The organism is Pseudomonas sp. SP16.1 (assembly GCF_052682975.1).
Window position 1 is genome coordinate 1879045 of record NZ_JBQYFZ010000001.1, and the last position, 20255, is coordinate 1899299.

Genomic DNA, 20255 nt, shown 5'->3' on the forward strand with positions numbered 1-20255 from the left:
CATCTATGTCGCTCTCACTCTCGCGCGGGAAACCCCATTTTCATGACCTCCGCCCTGACCATCCGCCAGTTGACCAAGACCTATGCGAACGGCTTCCAGGCCTTGCACGGCATCGACCTGGACGTCGCCGAAGGCGATTTCTTCGCCTTGCTCGGCCCCAACGGCGCCGGCAAGTCCACGACCATCGGCATCCTCTCCACCCTGGTGAACAAGAGCGGCGGCACGGTCAGCGTGTTCGGCCACGACCTCGATCGTGAGCCGTCGGCGCTCAAGCGCTGCCTCGGCGTGGTGCCGCAGGAGTTCAACTTCAACCAGTTCGAGAAGGTGTTCGACATCGTCGTCACCCAGGCCGGCTACTACGGCATCCCGCGTTCGATCGCCAAGCAGCGCGCCGAGCAGTACCTGACCCAGCTCGGCCTGTGGGACAAGCGCGACGTCGCCTCGCGCGAGCTGTCCGGCGGCATGAAGCGCCGGCTGATGATCGCCCGCGCGCTGGTGCACCAGCCGCGCCTGCTGATCCTCGACGAGCCCACCGCCGGCGTCGACATCGAGCTGCGCCGCTCGATGTGGAGCTTCCTCACCGAGCTGAACCGCCAGGGCATCACCATCATCCTCACCACCCATTACCTGGAGGAGGCCGAGCAGCTGTGCCGCAACATCGGCATCATCGACCACGGCCGCATCGTCGAGCACAGCAGCATGAAGGACCTGCTGAAGAAACTGCACGTCGAGACCTTCCTGCTCGACCTCAAGGACACCCACGCGGCGGCGCCTCAGTTGCAGGGCTACCCGGCGCGGCTGCTCGACGATCACACCCTGGAGGTGCAGGTGGAGAAGAGCCAGGGTCTCAACGCACTGTTCCAGCAACTGGCGCAGCAGCGGGTGGAGGTGCTCAGCCTGCGCAACAAGACCAATCGCCTGGAGGAGCTGTTCGTCTCCCTGGTGGAAAAGAACCTGGCCAAGGTGACGCCATGAATACCCAGTATCTCAACAGCGAGTTCGCCGCCAACCTGGTGGCCCTGCGCACCATCGTCCAGCGCGAGGTGCGCCGCTTCCTGCGTATCTGGCCGCAGACCCTGCTGCCACCGGCGATCACCATGGTTCTGTACTTCGTCATCTTCGGCAACCTGATCGGCCGGCAGATCGGCGACATGGGCGGCTTCAGCTACATGGAATACATAGTGCCGGGGCTGATCATGATGTCGGTGATCACCAACAGCTACGGCAACGTGGTGTCGAGCTTCTTCGGCAGCAAGTTCCAGCGCAACGTCGAGGAATTGCTGGTCTCGCCGGTGTCGCCGCACACCATACTCGTCGGCTTCGTCGTCGGCGGCGTGCTGCGCGGCCTGGCGGTGGGCTTCATCGTCACCCTGCTGTCGCTGTTCTTCACCCACCTGCAGGTGCATCACCTCGGCGTGACGGTGCTGGTGGTGCTGCTGACGGCGACCATCTTCTCGCTCGGCGGCTTCGTCAATGCGGTGTTCGCGCGCAACTTCGACGACATCTCGATCATCCCCACCTTCGTGCTGACGCCTTTGACCTACCTGGGCGGGGTGTTCTATTCCATCAGCCTGCTGCCGCCGTTCTGGCAGACGGTGTCGATGGGCAACCCGATCCTGCATATGGTCAACGCCTTTCGCTACGGCATCCTCGGCGTCTCCGACATCCGCATCGGCGTCGCCATAGGCTTCATGCTGATGGCCACGGCCGTCCTCTATGGCCTGTGCATCCGCCTGCTGGTCAGCGGTCGCGGCATGCGTCAGTAACGAGTAAGAAATTTGGCCATGTCCCAGTATTGTCCAGGGTGTTGATGCTGTTTGTAGGAGCCGCGACCCGCGGCGAATGCGCCGATTGTGCGCTATGGCTGCAATCGTTTCTCCCCGAGGCGGGGCGTTCGCGGCTTCCTTCAGATGCTGTGTCAGTGGCCTGTTGACGACTGCAACGGCCAATTGGGACATAGCCTAAAAAACATAGCGAAATACCTTGGCCCGCTGCCATTGACGCAGCGGCCGGTTAGACTCGGCCGATACCTACAAAAGGGGTTGTATATGGCCGTGCTGCTGCGTTCCCTGCCACTGCTGTTGTCGGCGCTGCTCGCCGGTCAGGTGCTAGCCGCCGATGGACCGCTGGTGGAGGTGGTGGCGGTCAAGCAGATGGCGGTGCGCGACGAGCTGATCACCTTCGGTTCGCTGCGCTCCGACGAATCGGTGATGATCCGCCCGGAGATCGAGGGACGCCTGGCCACCCTGCATTTTCGCGAAGGCCAGGCGGTGACCGCCGGCGACCTGCTGGTCAGCCTCGACGATGCCATCGCCCGCGCTGAACTGGCGCAGGCACGCGCCAATCTCGACCTGGCAGAGAAGAACCACCAGCGCGCGCAGATGCTGTTCCAGCGCGGCGCCAGCAACGCCCAGGCCCTAGACGAGGCGCAGAGCCAGCAGCAGGCCGCCCGCGCCACTTTGGCCCTGGCCCAGGCACGCCTCGACAAGACCCGGATCAGGGCGCCCTACGACGGCGTCCTCGGCCTGCGCCAGGCCAGCCTCGGCGACTATCTCGACGCCGGTCAGGACATCGTCAACCTCGAGGTGCTCGATCCGCTCAAGGTGGACTTCCGCATTCCGCAGAAGGCCGTGGCCCAGGTGCGCCTGGGCCAGACGGTGGAGATTCGCCTGGACACCTACCCGGGCGAGCGTTTCCAGGGCGAGATCTTCGCCATCAACCCGCGCCTGGACGAAGTGGGGCGCAGCCAGGCGATCCGCGCCCATATCGGCAACGACGACCGCCGCCTGCGCCCGGGGCAGTTCGTGCGGGTCTCGGTGATTCTCGCCGAGCGCCCCGAGGCCCTGGTGATCCCCGAGGAGGCGGTGATGCCGGTGGGCGAGCAGCTCTTGGTCAACCTGGTGGTAGGCGGGGTGGTCGAGCAGCGCGAGGTGCGCCTGGGCAAGCGTTTCGACGGCCTGGTGGAGGTGCGCGAGGGGCTCAGCGGGGGTGAAACGGTGATCAGCGCCGGCTGGCAGAAGGTCCGGCCCGGGCTGACGGTGCGCAGCAGGAGCGGGGAGCGCCAGCCGTGATCCTCTCCGACATCTGCATCCGCCGGCCGGTGTTCGCCACCGTGCTGTCGCTGATCGTGGTGCTGCTCGGGCTGATGGCCTACGAACGCCTCAGCGTGCGCGAGTATCCCAACATCGACGTGCCCATCGTCACGGTCAATGTGGTCTATCCCGGCGCCAGCCCGGAGATCATGGAGTCGCAGGTGGCGCAGCCGATCGAGGACGTGCTCTCGGGCATCGAGGGGCTGGATTTCGTCAGCTCCATCAGCCGCTCGGAAAATACCCAGATCACCGCCCAGTTCCGCCTCGGGCGCAACCCCGACGAGGCGGCCAACGACGTGCGTGACCGTCTCGGCCGGGTGCGCGGGTTGCTGCCGGACGAGATCGACGAACCCATAGTGCAGAAGGTCGAGGCCGATGCCATGCCGGTGATCTGGCTGGCCTTCTACAGCGAAGTCCACGACGCCATGCAGATCACCGATGTGCTGGAACGGGTGATCAAGGACCGCCTGCAGACCATTCCCGGGGTCTCCGAGGTGCAGATTCGCGGCGCGCGGACCTTCGCCGTGCGCATCTGGCTAGACCCCGAGAAGCTCGCCGCGCACAACCTCACGGTGCAGGACGTGGAGGACGCCCTGCGCCGGCAGAACGTGGAGATTCCCGCCGGGCGCATCGAATCGCGCGCGCGCGAGTTCACTGTGCTGTCGGAAACCGACCTGAGCACGCCCGAGCAGTTCAACGACCTGATCCTCGACGACTCGCGCGGCTATCTGCTGCGCCTGGCCGACGTCGGCCATGCCGAGATCGGTCCGCGCGACGAACGCAGCGTGGTGCGTTTCAACGGTCGCCCGGCGGTGTCCATGGGCATGATCAAGCAGGCCACGGCCAACCCGCTGGACATCTCCGACGGCCTCGCAGCGGCCCTGCCGGAAGTCCGTGCGCTGCTACCCGAGGGCATGCACATGACGGTGGCCAACGACAGTTCGCTGTTCATCCGCGAGTCGATCGACAACGTCTTCGTCACCATCTGGGAAGCGGTGGCGCTGGTCATCCTGATCATCTTCATCTTCCTGCGTTCGCTGCGCGCCACCCTCATCCCGCTGGTGACCATCCCGGTGTCGCTCATCGGCGCCTTCGCCCTGATGAGCCTGATGGGCTTTTCCATCAATACCCTGACGCTGCTGGCCATGGTGCTGGCCATCGGCCTGGTGGTGGACGACGCCATCGTCATGCTGGAGAACGTCCACCGCCATGTCGAGGCGGGGATGAAGCCGCTGCAGGCGGCCTTCAAGGGCAGCCGCGAGATCGCCTTCGCGGTGATCGCCATGACCCTGACCCTGGCCGCTGTGTTCGCGCCGATCGGTTTCATGCAGGGCACCACCGGCAAGCTGTTCACCGAGTTCGCCTGGACCCTGGCCGGCGCGGTGCTGGTATCGGGCTTCGTCGCCCTGACCCTGACGCCGATGATGTGCGCGCTGCTGCTCAAGCCGCACCAGACCGGCGAGCGCCACAGCCGGCTGTACAACCTGATCGAGAACTTCCTCGGCGGCCTGACCTACGGCTACCGGCACAGCCTGGATCGCGCCCTGCGCGCCTGGCCGCTGGTGCTCGGCGTGCTGCTGCTGGCCTTCGCGCTCTGCGCCTGGCTGTTCGCCGGGCTGCGTTCGGAGCTGGCGCCGACCGAGGATACCGGCACCATAGTCGGGGTGTTCAACGGCCCGGACGGCGCCACCATCGACTACACCGCGCGCTACGCGCGGGAGGTGGAGGAGGCCTACGCGAGCATCGCCGAAACCAACCGCTACATGGTCATCGCCGGCTTCCCCACGGTGGCCCAGGGCATTTCCTTCATGAAGCTGGAGGACTGGGCCGACCGCAGCCGCAGCCAGTTCGAGATCCGCAACGAGCTGCTGCCCAGGCTGCAGGATATCGCCGGCATGCACGTGTTCCCGGTCAACCGCCCTCCGCTGGGACAGAGCGCGCGCAACCAGCCGATCAACTTCGTCATCCGCTCGTCGCTGGAGTACGCCGAGCTGCAGGGTTATGTCGAGCAGCTGCTTGCGCGGGTGCGCGACTACCCGGGCCTGGAAAGTCTGGACAGCGACCTCAAGCTCAATACGCCGCAGCTCAAGGTGGCGGTCAACCGCGAACAGGCGGTGGCGGTGGGCACCGATGTGGCGCTGATCGGCCGCAGCCTGGAGAGCCTGTTCGGCAGCCGTCAGGTGACCCGTTTCAAGCAGAGCGGCGAGCAGTACGACGTGATGGTGCAGCTGCAGGATATCGACCGCAGCAACCCGCAGGACCTCGACCGCGTTTACGTGCGCGACCGCGACGGCGGCATGGTGCAGCTGTCCAACCTGATCTCGGTGCGCGAGACCGTGGCGCCGCGCGAGCTCAACCATTTCAACCAGCTGCGCGCGGTGACCGTCAGCGCCAACGTCGGCAGCGGCTATACCCTGGGCGAGGCGCTGGATCGGCTGGAAGCTGCCGCGCGCGAGGTGTTCCCGCCCGACACCCAGTACGACTACACCGGCACCTCGCGCGACTTCAAGGAATCCAGCGCCGGCATCGCGCTGATCTTCGCCCTGGCCCTGGCCTTCATCTTCCTGGTGCTGGCGGCGCAGTTCGAGAGTTTCAGCGACCCCCTGATCATCCTGTTCAGCGTGCCGCTGTCGATGGCCGGCGCCTTGCTCGCCCTGACCCTGTTCGGCGGCACCCTGAACATCTACTCGCAGATCGGCCTGGTGACCCTGATCGGCCTGATCACCAAGCACGGCATCCTCATCGTCGAGTTCGCCAACCACCTGCTGCGCGAGGGCCGCGAGCTGCGCGCGGCGGTGAGCGAGGCGGCGGTGCAGCGCCTGCGGCCGATCCTGATGACCACCGGGGCCATGGTCCTCGGCTCGCTGCCTCTGGCCATCGCCACCGGCGCAGGCGCCGAGAGCCGCCAGCAGATCGGCCTGGTGATAGTCGGCGGCCTGCTGGTGGGCACCTTCTTCACCCTCTACGTGATCCCGACCCTGTACCTCCTGCTGCGTCGCTGGGCGCCGCTGCGGATGATCGACGAGGAGCCGGTTTCCGCAGGCTAGGGTAGGCCGGACTCTTGCGCACCGGGCAGCGATGCCGCGCCATGCGCCCTCAGCAGCTCTTGCGCAGGGCCTCGAGCAGCTCCGGCTTGCGCATGCTCGAACGACCGGCCAGGTTGCGCTTGCGCGCCAGGTCCAGCAGCTCGGCCTTGGTCATGGCGTCGAGGCGCTGACCCTGGCGCGGCGCCACCGCGCGCAGCTCCAGGACCAGCGCCTTGGCACGATCGATCAGGCCGGCCTCGTCGGACAGATCGAGGTTCTTGCGCGTGGCCAGCTCCCTGAGCTTCTGATTGAGCTTGCCGTGGTCGTCGATCATGGTTTGTGCGAACTCCCGGATCTCCTCGGATGTAGCCTCTTCGAGGGCCAGCCTGGCCACTTCGATTTCCGCGATGCCCTTGGCCGAAGCCTCTTCGACGAAGGCCTGCGCGGTGATGCCTTCATTCCCCTCAGCGGCTTGCAGCAGGCTGGCGGCGCAGAGCGCCAGTGCGGCTACTGCCAGCAGCGATAGCTGTTTGAGATAGTGCATGGTCGTTCCTCCTGTCCGTGTTCCCTGCGGTAGAAGTGCCGGGTGCGAACGAAGTTCAGAAAAAAATTCCGCCGCCGCTCGATACCGGCGCGGTCATCCAACCGGCTGCTGCTGGAAATTGGAAAGCGCTGGCCGGGCAATCGTTCGATCTGTTTTCCGGCGCTGCTGTTCGCGCTGGAGGCAACCGCTTCGTTTAAGGAAGTTCTGAAAAAGCCATTTATCGTCACTTCCGCGAAGGCGGGAGACCAGGGACTACGCAGGTTCTGGATTATCCCCCTTCGGGCCAGCGCAAGCGCTGTTCAGCGATAAATCCACTGTCCCGCTTGCGCCCGGCTATTTCAGATTATCCCTAGCGGCGGGCGAGGCGAAAACAACTTCCTCGCCCGCTGCGCTCAAAGAAAAACCCTATAACTCCAAGGATATTGCATTTTCTCAGAACTCATAATCCGTCCTGATAACTTCGATGACCAGATTATGCCCTGTGCCGCCAGATATTCTCCGGTCTTCGAGACCGGTTTGATCCGTGCACGTGAGGATCGACAAACTCAGATCGGGCTCCGCGGGGGCGACGCTGGAAACATCATCTTCCGCGCCGCAGCCGTCGGTACATCTCGATTGCTGCTCCTGATAACAGTTCGACTCCACCTTCTGCAGCGAGTGCTGGCTCCTGTAGCCGGCGAGCGTCGGTGGCGAGTCAAGGCCCGGGGCGTGGGGCGAGGAGGGCGATGGCTCGTTCCATAACAGCAGCACGCTCAAGCCGCCCACTCCGGCGAGATAGGGCCACTCGTAAAATGCAGAGCGGTCGAAACGCATGTTCTTCCTGAATACTCCCACTTGGCACCTCGGCAAGACCCGCCCATCCAGGCGTGGTCGATCATTGAGAACGTGAAAACCCTGGAGCCCATCTCAGCGATCCACGATCTTGCGCAGGGACCACAGCCTGGAGGTGCGCGTCTGGTAGATCGGCTCCCGGGAATAAGTCGGCAGGCTGGAACCGCTGCAATATTTAACCGCTTCGCTTACCGAAGCGCCTTCCGAGCGTAGGGTCATGTCGAACTTTATCGTCCTGATTATCTCGTCGGTCGAGTAGCTTTCATCGAAAACCCGCCTGAGTCGGCGTCCATTGTTGCTGACGATGAGCAGCACGCTGCCATCAGGTCGTCGTATCATGCTGACATCATATACAGAAAGTGCCATTTTCACGCTGTTGAGATCCGGGGTCATAGTTGCCTCCTTGTTTCAGCACCACTGACCTTAGCGATATATATGCGATATGCCAGTCGAATGGATAAATGGCTGCGACCTATATCAAGTTGATATCACCGCGCCCGCGAATTGCCGCTTCGCTTAGTTCAGAGTGCGGTACGTCGACGGGGCTCATATGTACGGCTCTTTTTATATTTTCTTAATAAGGAGATAAGACTTAATGGATTCCATTCGCCGCGTATCTGTATTAACGGCATATGCTCGAATTTCATATTCTGTACAACAGCACCCAACATCCGGCTCTGGAAATTTTCACGACGAGCGGCAGCGACTCGACCACGCGCAAGCGGCAGCAATCGTCGTCGATGGAAGGTGCTGGTGTCGGGCATATGTCGTTCGCCGCGAATGGAAACCTGGGCTGAGGCGACAAAGCGCCAAGCGAAGCGAAACAGGTTCAGGCACCTGTCATGGTAATCGTGGCGAAAGAGGCCGCAGGCGGGTGCGAAGGGAAAACAGGGCGATATTTCCTGACGAGTCTATCCGCGCTGCCCTGTCCAGACGATACTTCGCATAATGTATATTATGTTAAATTACGCATCGACCTAGCCCCTCCAGGCTGTCGGCGGCAGTACACCGAACTAAAAATAGAAAATTCCCAGCACTAATCTTCAAAAATGGAGAACGCTTTACCTGTTTTGTTCTTCAGCATCCGGAAGTGAAGATCCAAAAACCTGTGTCCCGCTGGCTCAGGCCTTCCCGCTAGGCATGCTGTTTGACCTGGGCTCCAACACCCACTTTGGGCTCGACTGAACGGCCAGCGAGGTCGGTCCTGTGCTAGCCCGCCGAGTGGGTACGGCGAATCCTATTAGCTTGTGAAACCCGCTTAAACGGAGCTACCAGTTGAGCCCGATACCCAGTCGGGTAGTCACCTTCTTGCAGTCCTACCTGGGCATCGCCGAGCTTTTCTGCCGCGTCATAGAAGGTTCTAAACAGGTGATCCCACAGCAGTAAGAACTCGCCGAAATTGACCTGGGCATCTTCGAACTCCCGTTTGTGGTGCCAGCGGTGTGTCTCCGCGACGCCAATCACATTGCGCATCCAGCCTAGCGAGTAGTCCAGGTTGGAATGTTGAAATGCGAGATGCACTGTCAGGATGCCAAACCAGGTTGCGACGAGAGCTGAAGGTGTCCCCATCGCGAAGAGCACCAAGAGTCCAGGGCCCGCCATGATCGCCGCGTGTAGTGGATGTCGACGCTCGCCATTCATCCAATAGAGGCGCTCTGCACTGTGATGGGGCTCATGTAAGCGCCATAGCCACGGCACATAGTGGCTGAGTCGGTGCATGGCATAGAGACTGAGATCCAAAACCATGGCTACGATGAGCAACTGGATCCAGAGCGGCCAAGTCGTTGGAAAGGTGCGAGCGGCATCAGGCACCCAATCGCCCAGTCGAGCCAGAATCGCAGCGGTGAACTGGATGACGGACAGATTCACGATCAGGTGAAGCAGATCGGTCAGTGTGTCGCCGTGGTCGGTAAGCCAGCTCTGACGGAACGGTTGTAGACGCTCCAGCATGGCGACCGGAATAATTCCGACTACTGCAATCAGGGCTGTGCTGGGCCAATATGGCACGCCCTCGTAAAGCTGCCAGATCATCCAGCCAGCCGTACCGCCAAATATGACGGGATAGCTGAACCAGCGGATCAGAAACCTGAAGCAATTGCTCATCATGCAGCCCCCTCTTCTTGATGCCCCTACGTTAGGCGGTCCCCAGGGTTCTGGCTTGAACAAAAAAGCTGACCTCAGCTGCTGAGACTGACCTGGCTCAGAGCTGACGAAGGATCGAGGCCAAATAGGCTGCGAAAGGTGCGGGAAAAGTGCGCGGAATCCGAGAATCCTGCAGCATGGGCGGCCCCTGTCAGACTTTGGCCAGCCGTAATGAGCTGTAACGCAGCGACTAGGCGAAGCCACTTACGGTAGCTGCGCAATGGCAAGCCAGTCTGTTCAACAAACCAATGAGAAAAACGAGTCGTCGACAGGTGCATCAGGTCTGCCAGTTCTTGTCTGCCATTGGCGGGCTCGTTCAAGGCTTCAAGGACAAGTTGCAGCCGTGGATCGATGATCGGCAGATCGGTGAGATTAAGAAATTGGCGAACCGCTCCCCGCATTTGCTGTGCGGTGATACAGGGAGTTGCCAACAGTCTCTGCAGAGACACAATGCTTTGCACATCGATAGGCAAGATGCTCGTAGAGGCATTGAATGCCCGTGCCTCCTCAGAAAGTGCATCAAGGTAAATCGAAATAACCTCAACTGCTTCGATTCGATGAGTGACGCCCGCGTGAATGCAAATGGCTCGGGCCGTGACGTGGCTGTCAGATGTAGTCACCGTCAAGTCGCGGTTGATACCAATGGTGATCTGGTGAGCCATGTGGCGATGCCAATCATGATTGCCTACCTGCCCTAAAAACACCCCGAAACCTGGAGATACCCAGGCTTTGCCGTGCCAGCTGGCACTCTGTGATGCAATCACCTGACAGTTCCTCTGCTTTTGGCACCCTACCCTGCATGACACTCTATTTGATCCAAATCAACGAAGTGCTGTTATCGCCAAAACGAGCGTTCATGCCCCGGGGCAATCTGCTATCGTCGCCCTATCGCCCCGCCTGGTGAATTGCTGTGCGTCGGATTGGATTGATCCTGGTAATGATTGCTAGCCTCGTGCTGCCGGCCTTCGGCGGTATGGCTTTCAGCATGCCTGCACAACCTTGCCCGATGCAGAACGCCGATCATCAGGGCCATGCAATGGCCGATGCTCCGTGCTGCGAGCAAATGGATAAGTCTGATGGGGTGGCCAGTAAGTCCCCCTGCAAATCCGGCCAGGAATGCAAGACCGGAGGACTTCTCCAGACCACCGTTATCAAGAGCATATCCCCTCTTCCCTCACGCCCCGAGATATTGCTGACCCAGTCGGTGATTAAGCGAGAGCCCGCAGGACTCTGGCGCCCTCCTCGTTTCGTCTAATGCAGTGATCTTCGCGCCTTTATACCAGGCGCATCGTCGCGACCACGCTTTTGGTGGCGACCTCGATCAACCGCATTGGAGGCGAAAGCATGCCCGCTTTCCTTTTCTCACGCCGTGGCTATCTCGGTGTGTTAGCTGCCGCATTCTTGGCAGTTCCCTGGGTTGCTGCACAGGCGCAGCCCCTAACCTTCGAACGAGCGCAGGCGCTCGCCGAACAGCGCGCACCTGATAACCTGGCACGACAAGCACAGGTCGCTTCGGCACAGCAGGCCGTAGTTCCCGCAGACGCCCTGCCCGATCCCAAGCTGATTCTCGGCATCGATAACCTGCCCATCGAAGGGCCTGATCGTTACACCCTGAATCGGGACTCAATGACCATGCGCCGCATTGGGCTCATGCAAGAGGTTCCCAATGGCGACAAACGCCAGGCCCGCCGCCAGTTGGCCGAGGCCTCCGTTGTCCGGGCCGAGGCCGAGCAGCGCGCCATGCAGCTTGAGGTCAAACGCCAGACGGCCTTGAGCTGGTTGGACGTGTACTACGCCGAGCACAGTGTTGGCCTCTTCGATCAACTGGACCGCCAGATCGAGCTGCTCCGCTCGACGGTGCAATCGCTGATCGCCGGCGGCAGCGCTCAGCCTGGCGAACTGCTGCAGGCCGACCAGGAGGCTTTGGCTTTGCAGGATCGGAGGGATGAGCTGAATCGCGATGTGGCGATTGCTCGGGCCAAGCTACGCCGCTGGATAGGCAACGAAGCCGATCAGCTTCTGGCGGGAGATGCACCCAGCCTGAGCTTGGACGTCCCCCACCTGCAGCACCGTTTGGCTCAGCATCCCGACTTGCGTGCCGCATCTGCCCGGGTTGGCGAGGCCAGCGCAGAGTTGAATGAGGCTGTAGCCGAGAAGACACCTGACTGGGGCGTAGAGTTTGCCTACAACAACCGCGACAACCAGTTCGGCGACATGGTGATGGTGCAGTTCACCTTCGACCTGCCGTTGTTCGTCGGCACACGACAGGGTCCCAAGATCAACGCCAAGCAACAGAGCGTGTCGCAAATGGAAGCCGAGCAGGAAGTGCTGCTGCGCGCCCATCAGGCTGAGCTGGAAAGTGGCCTTGCCGAGTTGGAGCAACTACGCAGAGCTCTGGCGCGTACCGAGAAGACCTTGATCCCCCTGGCGAGCAAACGTGCCGATCTCGAACTGGCTGCCTATCAGGCCGGCAACAGTCAGCTGGCATCCGTTGTCACCGCCCAGCGCGAACTGATCGAGGCTCAGCTGCGACAGATCGAACAGCAGCGCAAGCTGAGCCAGCTCTCCGCGAGCTTGTACTACGCCTATGTGGAGGGCCTGCAATGAAGATTTCAGCATTAGGTTTTTCCGCGGCCTTGCTGACCATGGGCATTGCCGCGGCAGGCGGTGGCTACTTGCTGGCCGAGAGGCCGGCCAACCATGAGGTCATGCCAACTCCCGCACCGACGGATGAGCGCAAAGTGCTCTACTGGTATGACCCGATGCAACCTGAGCAGCGCTTCGATAAACCGGGCAAGTCCCCCTTCATGGATATGGAGCTTGTCCCCAAGTACGCAGATGCTGGGCAGGACTCCTCGACCCTGAGCGTGCCCTCGCAAGCCGTGCAAAACCTCGGGATGCGCACCGCGCCAGTGACTCGCGGTGTGCTGCCTTCGGGTATCGAGGCCGTCGGTTCCCTGGTCTATAACCAGCGCGAGGTGGCGAACCTGCAGGCCCGAGCGGGTGGGTTCGTCGAACGGGTCTACGGACACGCCCCTGGCGATGTATTGCCCGCCGGTACGCCCCTCGTCGACCTGCTGATTCCCGAATGGTCTGCCGCCCAGCTGGAGTTCCTGGCTGTGTTGCGTACTGCTGACACGCGCTTGATAAGTGCGACCCAGGAGCGCATGCGTCTGCTGGGCATGCCTCAATCGTTGGTCGAGCAGGTTCGTCGCAGCGGCCGGCCACGGGCGGTTCAGACCATCACCACGCCCATCGCCGGCGAGCTGCAGGCATTGGACGTGCGTGTCGGGATGACCGTGGCAGCCGGCCAGGACCTGGCCCGGATCAACGGGCTGTCCACGGTTTGGCTCGACACGGCGATACCCGAAGACCAAGCTGGAGCGGTTCAGTTTGGCGCGAGCATTACCGCCACCCTGACAGCCTTTCCTGAACAACCTCTGCCAGGTCGTGTCGTCGCCCTGCTACCGAGTGCCGACCCGCAGACGCGTACGCTCACGGTACGCAGCGAGCTCGCCAATCCCGCCGGCAAATTACGCCCCGGCATGTTCGCCGCCGTGCGTCTGAACAGCACCGTCGAACAACCCGCGCTACTGATCCCGAGTGAAGCTGTGATTCGCACCGGTAAGCGTGCTCTGGTGATGCTGGCCGAAGCCGATGGGCGCTACCGCCCCCTGGAGATCACTTTGGGCCGCGAGGCCGATGGGCGTCTGGAGGTGTTGTCCGGTCTTGAGGAAGGACAGTCGGTCGTTACCTCCGGCCAGTTCCTGATCGACTCGGAGGCCAGCCTCCAGGGTGTCGTGGCCAGCCATGTCGAGCAGGACAATGCAAAGGAACTCCATGAGTCCCATGGCGTGATTCGTGCCCTGGACGCCGAGGAGATCACCCTGGAGCACGGTCCATTCGAGAGCCTGAACATGCCCGGCATGACCATGGCATTTCCGCTGGCCAGCCCTGAAGTAGCTGCGGGACTCAAGCCCGGGGATCACGTACGCATCGGTGCTCGTCAGACGGACTCTGGCTTGCAAGTAGAGCGGCTCGACAAGCAAGGAGAGCTGCCATGATCGCGCGCCTGATTCACTGGTCGATAGGCAACCGCTTCCTGGTGCTGCTGGCGACCCTGTTCATCACCGCTTTAGGGATCTGGTCGTTGCGCAACACGCCAGTGGACGCGTTGCCGGATCTCTCCGACACCCAGGTCATCATCAGAACCAGCTTTCCCGGCCAGGCGCCGCAGATCGTCGAGAACCAGGTGACCTATCCGCTGGCCACCACCATGCTCTCGGTTCCGGGGGCGAAGACGGTGCGCGGCTACTCGTTCTTCGGCGACTCCTTCGTCTACGTGCTGTTTGAAGACGACACCGATCTCTACTGGGCGCGTTCGCGCGTGCTGGAGTACCTCAACCAGGCCCAGGAACGCCTGCCGGAGGGCGTCACCACCACTCTGGGGCCGGATGCCACCGGCGTGGGCTGGATCTACCAGTACGCCTTGGTCGACCGCAGCGGCCAGCATGACCTGTCCCAGCTTCGGGCGCTGCAGGACTGGTTTCTCAAGTACGAGCTCAAGAGCCTACCCAATGTGGCCGAGGTGGCCACCCTCGGCGGTATGGTCAAGCAGTACCAGGTGCTGCTCGATCCGCAGAAGATGGTGGCTTATGGGGTGACTCAGCAGGAGGTCGAAGCGGCGCTGAAGAGCGCCAACCAGGAAACCGGCGGCGCCATCCTAGAGCTGGCTGAGCGCGAGTACATGGTGCGGGCCTCGGGGTATTTGCAGAGCCTGGATGATTTTCGCAATGTGCCGCTGCGGGCTTCGGCAAGCGGAATTCCGGTGCTGCTAGGCCAGGTGGCCACCATTCAACTGGGGCCAGAGATGCGTCGCGGCATTGCCGAATTGGACGGCCAGGGTGAAGTGGTCGGTGGCGTGGTCATCCTGCGCTCCGGCAAGAATGCCCGGGACACCATCGCTGCCGTGAAGACCAAGCTGGACAGCCTGAAAGCCAGCCTGCCTGCCGGCGTCGAGGTGGTCACTACCTATGACCGTTCGCAACTGATCGACCGTGCCATCGACAACCTCAGCTACAAGCTGCTGGAAGAGTTCGTGGTGGTTGCCTTGGTTTGCCTGATCTTTCTCTGGCACCTGCGTTCGTCGCTGGTGGCGATCATCACCCTGCCCCTGGGCATCCTGATGGCCTTCATCGTCATGCGCTACCAGGGCGTCAATGCCAACATCATGTCGCTCGGCGGGATCGCCATCGCCATCGGCGCCATGGTCGATGCCGCCGTGGTGATGATCGAGAACGCGCACAAGCACATCGAGGCCTGGAAGGCGCGGCACCCCAATGAGCCGCTCCAGGGTGAGACGCACTGGCGAGTCATCGGCGAAGCCGCGGCCGAGGTCGGGCCGGCACTCTTCTTCAGCCTGCTGATCATCACCCTATCGTTCCTCCCGGTCTTTACCCTGGAGGCCCAGGAAGGACGGCTGTTCGGCCCGCTGGCCTTTACCAAGACCTACGCCATGGCCGCTGCTGCCGGCCTCTCGGTCACCCTCGTGCCGGTGCTGATGGGCTACTGGATTCGTGGGCATATCCCCAGCGAACAGCAAAACCCCTTGAACCGCTGGCTGATCGGCGCATACCGGCCGGTGCTGGAGTGGGTGCTGGCCTGGCCCAAGGTGACCCTGGCGCTGGCCGTGCTGGTCTTTGTGTCCAGTCTGTGGCCCCTCAGCAGACTCGGGGGAGAGTTCCTGCCGCCCATGGACGAAGGCGATCTGTTGTACATGCCTTCGGCCCTACCCGGCTTGCCGGCGAGCAAGGCAACCCAGCTGCTGCAGCAAACCAACCGCATGATCCTCACGGTGCCGGAGGTGGCCCGGGTATTTGGCAAAGCCGGGCGAGCGGAGACCGCTACCGATCCGGCGCCGCTGGAAATGTTCGAGACCACCGTGCAATTCAAGCCGCGCGACCAATGGCGCGCGGGTATGACACCGGAGAAGCTGATTGAGGAGCTAGATCGGGCGGTGAAAGTCCCGGGGCTGTCCAACATCTGGGTGCCGCCAATTCGCAACCGCATCGACATGCTGGCCACGGGGATCAAGAGCCCCATCGGCGTGAAGGTCTCCGGTACCTCACTGGCCGATATCGAGCGCATTACTCGCGATATCGAGGCGGTGGCCAAAGGCGTGCCTGGGGTGAGCTCCGCGCTGGCAGAGCGTCTCACCGGCGGACGCTATGTGGATATCCAGATCGATCGCCTGGCCGCGGCACGCTACGGCCTGAGCATTGCCGACGTACAGGCGGTGGTATCGGGTGCCATTGGCGGCAGCAACATCGGCGAGACGGTCGAAGGATTGGCCCGCTTTCCGATCAACCTGCGCTACCCCAAGGAGTGGCGGGACAGTCCGCAGGCGCTGAGGCGTATGCCGATCCTCACCCCTGCCGGCCAGCAGATCACCTTGGGCACCGTGGCCCAGGTCAGCCTGACCGAAGGGCCGCCGATGCTGCGCAGCGAGAACGGGCGCCTGTCCGGCTGGGTCTATGTCGATGTCCGTGGGCGCGACCTGGCATCGACCGTGCGCGAGCTGCAGCAACGCGTAGCTGAGCGGGTACAACTCGACGCCGGCATGACCGTTTCTTACTCCGGTCAATTCGAATTCCTGGAGCGCGCCAATGCGCGGCTGTCCTGGGTGGTGCCGGCGACCTTGTTGATTATCTTCGTGCTGCTCTACCTGACCTTCAGCCGCTTCAGCGAGGCCCTGCTGATCATGGCCACCCTGCCCTTCGCCCTGTCGGGGGGCATCTGGCTGCTCTATTGGTTCGGCTTCAACCTGTCGGTGGCCACTGGGGTCGGCTTCATTGCCCTGGCCGGCGTCTCGGCCGAGTTCGGGGTGATCATGCTGTTGTATCTGAAGAACGCCTGGCATGCTCGGCTGGACTCAGGACGCAGCGGTGATCCGGCCCTGCTTGAGGCCATTCGTGAAGGCGCGGTGCTTCGCGTCCGCCCTAAGGTGATGACGGTTGCCGTGATCATCGCCGGCCTGCTGCCCATTCTCTGGGGCGGTGGAGCGGGTTCAGAGGTGATGAAGCGCATTGCCGCACCCATGGTTGGCGGCATGATCACCGCCCCGCTGATGTCCATGCTGGTCTTGCCGGCAGCCTACTGGCTGATGCGAAGACAGCGCACAGGAAAAGTTCGCGCTCCGCAGGCGCTGTAACTCCAGACGCTCAGGTGAGCCGCACACCAAGTGCGGCTCACCTGAGTAGCAGCACAAACAGCATTACGACGATGTAACTTTGACTTCATTTTTGTGACAGGTTGCGAAGGTATATTCAAATTACTACTTGGACGGAGTGATTGAATATGAAAACCCTTAACGCTGTTGCCGCATTTACAATTATGGCTATTTCTTCTGCAGCCTTGGCAGAAGGTGGCGCTGATCGTGTTTATGGTCGGATGATTCAAGCCAATGAACAGGCCATGCAAGAGTATGCTGCGACTAACGGGAAGAATCGTCCCGAAGTCGTTCACTACCGCTATGGCATGAAGCTTGATATCGCCAAGGTCGTAGCCAGCACGCCTACGGATGCGAGCTGTGGCGTGATGCCGGCCCAGATGACATACGAGGATTCCAACGGCAATCTGAATATTCTGGAGTACCGGGTAGCCGGGACAGGCTGCCGGAACCAGAACTAATAAATGACATCGCGCTGACTGAAATGTAATTTCCAAGTCACCCTGACGTTATTTGGCATGTGGAAATATGACAAAAGCGCGCTCGGCTATGCCGGCGCGCTTGGCGCATATATCCAACAACACAATGAAACTGCCAATAACATCAGGAGCATTTATGAACAACAAGGCCCTGTTTGGACTTTCTCTGATCGCTCTAAGTGTCAGCACCGGGCAAGCTGCAATGGCCGCCGGCGAGAAAGGCGAGGGATTTATCGAAGGCAGTAGCCTGACCATTCTCAATCGAAACCTCTACTTCAACCGTGATTTCCGCAAAGGCCAGTCCAGTAGCTCAGGTAACGGCTACTCGGAAGAGTGGGCGCATGGCGTGATCGGCCGATTCGAGTCTGGCTACACCGAAGGCACCGTAGGCTTTGGTGTCGATGCCTTTGCAATGCTGGGACTCAAGCTGGACACAGGCGACGGTCGCTCTGGTGCAGGCGGCTCAGTCGATGTGATGCCGTATAACAGCCTCGGGCAGGCTGAGGACAACTATTCCAAGCTGGGCGGTGCAGTAAAAACACGGTTCATGGATACCGAAATCAAGGCAGGCGATGTCTTTCCTGTCAGCCCGGTCGTCCAGTACGGTGATGCGCGGCTTTTACCGGAGAGTTTCCGCGGCATCACCGTGGCCAACACCAGTGTGGAAGGACTGTCGCTTCAAGGCGGTCGCCTTCACTCGATGAGCCAACCCAACAGCAGCAGCATGCGTGACGGCTTCGCCACCTTCTACGCGGGCGAAGTCGACTCTCCATGGATCGCCTATTTCGGCGGTGACTACACGCTCAACGACAACCTGGGCTTCAGTCTCTACACCAGTCGGCTCAAGGATGCCTGGAACCAATACTATGCGGGCACCACGCTGAGCTATCCGCTTGCGGACGATGTCGCCTTGATCGGTGGGCTGAACTACTACAAGGCGGTTGATGAAGGGAAGCAGCTCCTCGGGAGCTTCGATAACAACATCTGGAGCGGTAAGGTCGGCATCCAGTTCGGCGCGCACACCGTCCTGGTTGGACTCCAGCGCAACAACGGCGATGACGACTTCGACTACTTGCGCCAATCGGACTCCATCTACCTCGACAACTCCATTCAGTACAGTGACTTCAACTCTCCCAAGGAGAAGTCATGGCAGGTGCGCTATGACCTGGATATGGAGCCTTTCGGTGTGCCCGGATTGAGCTTCATGACTCGATATGCTCAGGGCTGGGATGCCGACTACAGCAACGCAAACGAGGTCTACATGCGCCGAGATGACAATGGCGATCCGTTGACCAACCAGAAGCGCTGGGAACGTGACATCGAGGCCAAGTACGTTGTGCAGTCTGGATCGCTGAAGGACATGTCCTTTCGCATTCGACAAGCCACGACTCGCGCCACTGACTTCGAGTCGGATTTGGATGAGTTCCGCTTCATCGTCGAGTACCCACTGGAAGTGCTTTAACGCCAGTGCGCGAGCGGTTTGAATGCCGCTCGCATTTTGACTCTGCTGTCCCCTCTAGTGCTCCTTTGGTTTGGAGACAGCCCTTGGCGCCCGTCGGGCGCCTTTTTTACTTAGGGGAAGTGTGAAGAAGATCGGCCACTCGTTCCCAAGCGGCCGCGGTGGAATGGGCTGCTACTCGGCGGGATATTCTGCAATGACCTGATCGGCACCCGTCTTGGTCAAACCAATGACCTGGTAGGCATGCTGTATGCCACCAACCTCCATTCCCGGAGAGCCCGCCGGCATCCCGGGAACCGCGATACCAACCAGATCATTGCGCTTGCTGAGTTCGAGGACCTGAGCAGCCGGTACATGACCTTCGACGAACTTGCCGTCAATCACCGCGGTGTGGCAAGACGCCAACCGTGGCGCGACACCCAGACGTTGTTTCACTGCTGTCATGTTGCTTTCGACATGGTCGACGACTTTGAAGCCATTCGCTTCGAGGTGCGAGATCCACTTCTTGCAACACCCACAATTGGCATCACGATGGACATCAATCGTCAGGGCATCAGCTGCTTGAACCGCAGATGTGGCGAAGAGCGCGGCCAGCAAGGCCAGATATTTAGCTTTCATGAACGTGCTCTTTGCCATCGGAGTGGGTGTGGGTCTTGGGTGAGGCATTCGGAGCCTGCTCGGAGTGATGACCGCCTCCGTTTGAGGACGCCTCATCCCCAGCATGGTGGTCATCGCCATTCATATTCGAGTGGTGATCAGCTTCTGACGCGGAGCCACCTTCGTTACCCGTAGCTGCGGCATCGTGATGACCAGGCTCTCCGGCATCACCTGAGCCATGATGGTCTTCGCCACCGCCGCTATTACCATGATGCCCAGGCTTGTTGTCGCCATGCTGCCCTTCATGGTTGTGCATCTGCGTTTCCCCGCCACCATGCTGATGGCCGCCGCTGGATGCGACGAGTGTTTGGTATTGCTTGGCATCCATCGTCGGCAGCTGGTTGAGGAAGGCGACCATGCCCCAGATGTACTGATCGCCCATGCTCTTGCCCCAAGCAGGCATACCCGTTGCCTTGATACCGTGCTTGATTACCCAGAAAGTCGCAGCGGGATTGCCATCGACACCGATCTTGGCGAGGTTGGGGGGAGCAGGATAAAGCGATTGGCTCAACTCGGTCTCCGCCACACCTGGCGCCAAGTGGCAGCCAATGCACATCGAGTTGTAGTTACCCGCACCGGCGCGAATAAGAGCTTGATCATCGAGGTTGGGCACCTCGATGTCCCGCGAGCGAACCTCGATAGAGCGGTCACGCGCCATCGTGAGGAAGGCATGCACCGCAGGGAAATGGGGGTCGTCGGCCCCGACGTTGACCACGCCAAAGTAGGCACCGGCCAGGACAGCTGTGCTACCGACCACGCCGGCCGCCACCAAAGTTTTAATTGTTCTTTTCATGTCA

Annotated in this window: 18 protein-coding genes; 11 read left to right on the plus strand and 7 right to left on the minus strand. The window is 61.2% G+C overall.

What is annotated here, in order from left to right; all coding sequences use genetic code 11:
• Positions 1-42 precede the first annotated feature (42 nt).
• From ACUTAF_RS09145 to ACUTAF_RS09160, 4 genes are all read left to right on the plus strand, one after another.
• Positions 43-975: an ABC transporter ATP-binding protein gene (locus ACUTAF_RS09145; RefSeq protein ID WP_445579680.1), complete on the plus strand. Its 933-nt coding sequence runs from the start codon at positions 43-45 to the stop codon at positions 973-975.
• The gene (locus ACUTAF_RS09150) at positions 972-1766 is read left to right on the plus strand and encodes an ABC transporter permease (protein WP_445579681.1); all 795 of its coding nucleotides are present in this window, start codon (positions 972-974) and stop codon (positions 1764-1766) included. The genes ACUTAF_RS09145 and ACUTAF_RS09150 overlap by 4 nt, the downstream gene beginning before the upstream one ends.
• Positions 1767-2048: 282 nt before the next feature.
• Complete coding sequence (locus ACUTAF_RS09155) at positions 2049-3071, plus strand: efflux RND transporter periplasmic adaptor subunit (RefSeq protein ID WP_445579682.1); 1023 nt, start codon at positions 2049-2051, stop codon at positions 3069-3071.
• Positions 3068-6139: an efflux RND transporter permease subunit gene (locus ACUTAF_RS09160; protein ID WP_445579683.1), complete on the plus strand. Its 3072-nt coding sequence runs from the start codon at positions 3068-3070 to the stop codon at positions 6137-6139. The genes ACUTAF_RS09155 and ACUTAF_RS09160 overlap by 4 nt, the downstream gene beginning before the upstream one ends.
• Positions 6140-6188: 49 nt before the next feature.
• On the opposite strand, the gene ACUTAF_RS09165 is transcribed toward ACUTAF_RS09160, so the two are convergent.
• Positions 6189-6662 (minus strand): DUF4142 domain-containing protein, encoded by a 474-nt coding sequence (locus ACUTAF_RS09165; RefSeq protein WP_445579684.1) that lies wholly within the window; start codon positions 6660-6662, stop codon positions 6189-6191.
• A 42-nt stretch (positions 6663-6704) separates the two neighbouring features.
• On the opposite strand from ACUTAF_RS09165, the gene ACUTAF_RS09170 reads away from it, so the two are divergent.
• The gene (locus ACUTAF_RS09170; protein WP_445579685.1) at positions 6705-6971 is read left to right on the plus strand and encodes a hypothetical protein; all 267 of its coding nucleotides are present in this window, start codon (positions 6705-6707) and stop codon (positions 6969-6971) included.
• Positions 6972-7094: 123 nt separating this feature from the next.
• Here the strand turns inward: ACUTAF_RS09170 and ACUTAF_RS09175 are convergent, their stop codons facing one another.
• Both ACUTAF_RS09175 and ACUTAF_RS09180 read right to left on the minus strand, forming a co-directional pair.
• Positions 7095-7475: a hypothetical protein gene (locus ACUTAF_RS09175; protein ID WP_445579686.1), complete on the minus strand. Its 381-nt coding sequence runs from the start codon at positions 7473-7475 to the stop codon at positions 7095-7097.
• 93 nt (positions 7476-7568) lie between these two features.
• A complete protein-coding gene (locus ACUTAF_RS09180) occupies positions 7569-7886 on the minus strand; it encodes a hypothetical protein (protein ID WP_445579687.1) in 318 nt (105 codons plus the stop codon).
• Positions 7887-8125: 239 nt separating this feature from the next.
• Between ACUTAF_RS09180 and ACUTAF_RS09185 the strand changes: the two genes are divergently transcribed.
• Positions 8126-8290, plus strand: coding sequence for a hypothetical protein (locus tag ACUTAF_RS09185; RefSeq protein ID WP_445579688.1), 165 nt, complete (start codon positions 8126-8128; stop codon positions 8288-8290).
• 412 nt (positions 8291-8702) lie between these two features.
• Here the strand turns inward: ACUTAF_RS09185 and ACUTAF_RS09190 are convergent, their stop codons facing one another.
• Together ACUTAF_RS09190 and ACUTAF_RS09195 are read right to left on the minus strand one after the other, a co-directional pair.
• Entirely contained in the window at positions 8703-9599 is an 897-nt protein-coding gene (locus ACUTAF_RS09190; protein WP_256586708.1) for a sterol desaturase family protein, read from the minus strand.
• 71 nt (positions 9600-9670) lie between these two features.
• Positions 9671-10399, minus strand: a complete 729-nt coding sequence (locus ACUTAF_RS09195) for an AraC family transcriptional regulator (protein WP_036992910.1) — start codon at positions 10397-10399, stop codon at positions 9671-9673.
• Between the two features lie 580 nt (positions 10400-10979).
• Between ACUTAF_RS09195 and ACUTAF_RS09200 the strand changes: the two genes are divergently transcribed.
• From ACUTAF_RS09200 to ACUTAF_RS09220, 5 genes are all read left to right on the plus strand, one after another.
• Entirely contained in the window at positions 10980-12242 is a 1263-nt protein-coding gene (locus tag ACUTAF_RS09200; protein WP_088191189.1) for a TolC family protein, read from the plus strand.
• The gene (locus ACUTAF_RS09205; protein ID WP_088191190.1) at positions 12239-13699 is read left to right on the plus strand and encodes an efflux RND transporter periplasmic adaptor subunit; all 1461 of its coding nucleotides are present in this window, start codon (positions 12239-12241) and stop codon (positions 13697-13699) included. The genes ACUTAF_RS09200 and ACUTAF_RS09205 overlap by 4 nt, the downstream gene beginning before the upstream one ends.
• Positions 13696-16845 carry an efflux RND transporter permease subunit gene (locus ACUTAF_RS09210; RefSeq protein WP_268126234.1) on the plus strand — a complete coding sequence of 1050 codons (3150 nt, stop codon included), beginning with the start codon at positions 13696-13698 and terminating at the stop codon, positions 16843-16845. Before ACUTAF_RS09205 ends, ACUTAF_RS09210 begins: the two co-directional genes overlap by 4 nt.
• A 146-nt stretch (positions 16846-16991) precedes the next feature.
• Complete coding sequence (locus ACUTAF_RS09215) at positions 16992-17324, plus strand: DUF2790 domain-containing protein (protein WP_088191192.1); 333 nt, start codon at positions 16992-16994, stop codon at positions 17322-17324.
• Between the two features lie 154 nt (positions 17325-17478).
• A complete protein-coding gene (locus tag ACUTAF_RS09220; protein WP_268126231.1) occupies positions 17479-18804 on the plus strand; it encodes an OprD family porin in 1326 nt (441 codons plus the stop codon).
• A 171-nt stretch (positions 18805-18975) separates the two neighbouring features.
• Here the strand turns inward: ACUTAF_RS09220 and ACUTAF_RS09225 are convergent, their stop codons facing one another.
• Both ACUTAF_RS09225 and ACUTAF_RS09230 read right to left on the minus strand, forming a co-directional pair.
• Complete coding sequence (locus ACUTAF_RS09225; RefSeq protein ID WP_268126229.1) at positions 18976-19419, minus strand: DUF411 domain-containing protein; 444 nt, start codon at positions 19417-19419, stop codon at positions 18976-18978.
• Positions 19409-20251, minus strand: a complete 843-nt coding sequence (locus ACUTAF_RS09230; protein ID WP_088191195.1) for a c-type cytochrome — start codon at positions 20249-20251, stop codon at positions 19409-19411. The genes ACUTAF_RS09225 and ACUTAF_RS09230 overlap by 11 nt, the downstream gene beginning before the upstream one ends.
• Positions 20252-20255: the final 4 nt, after the last annotated feature.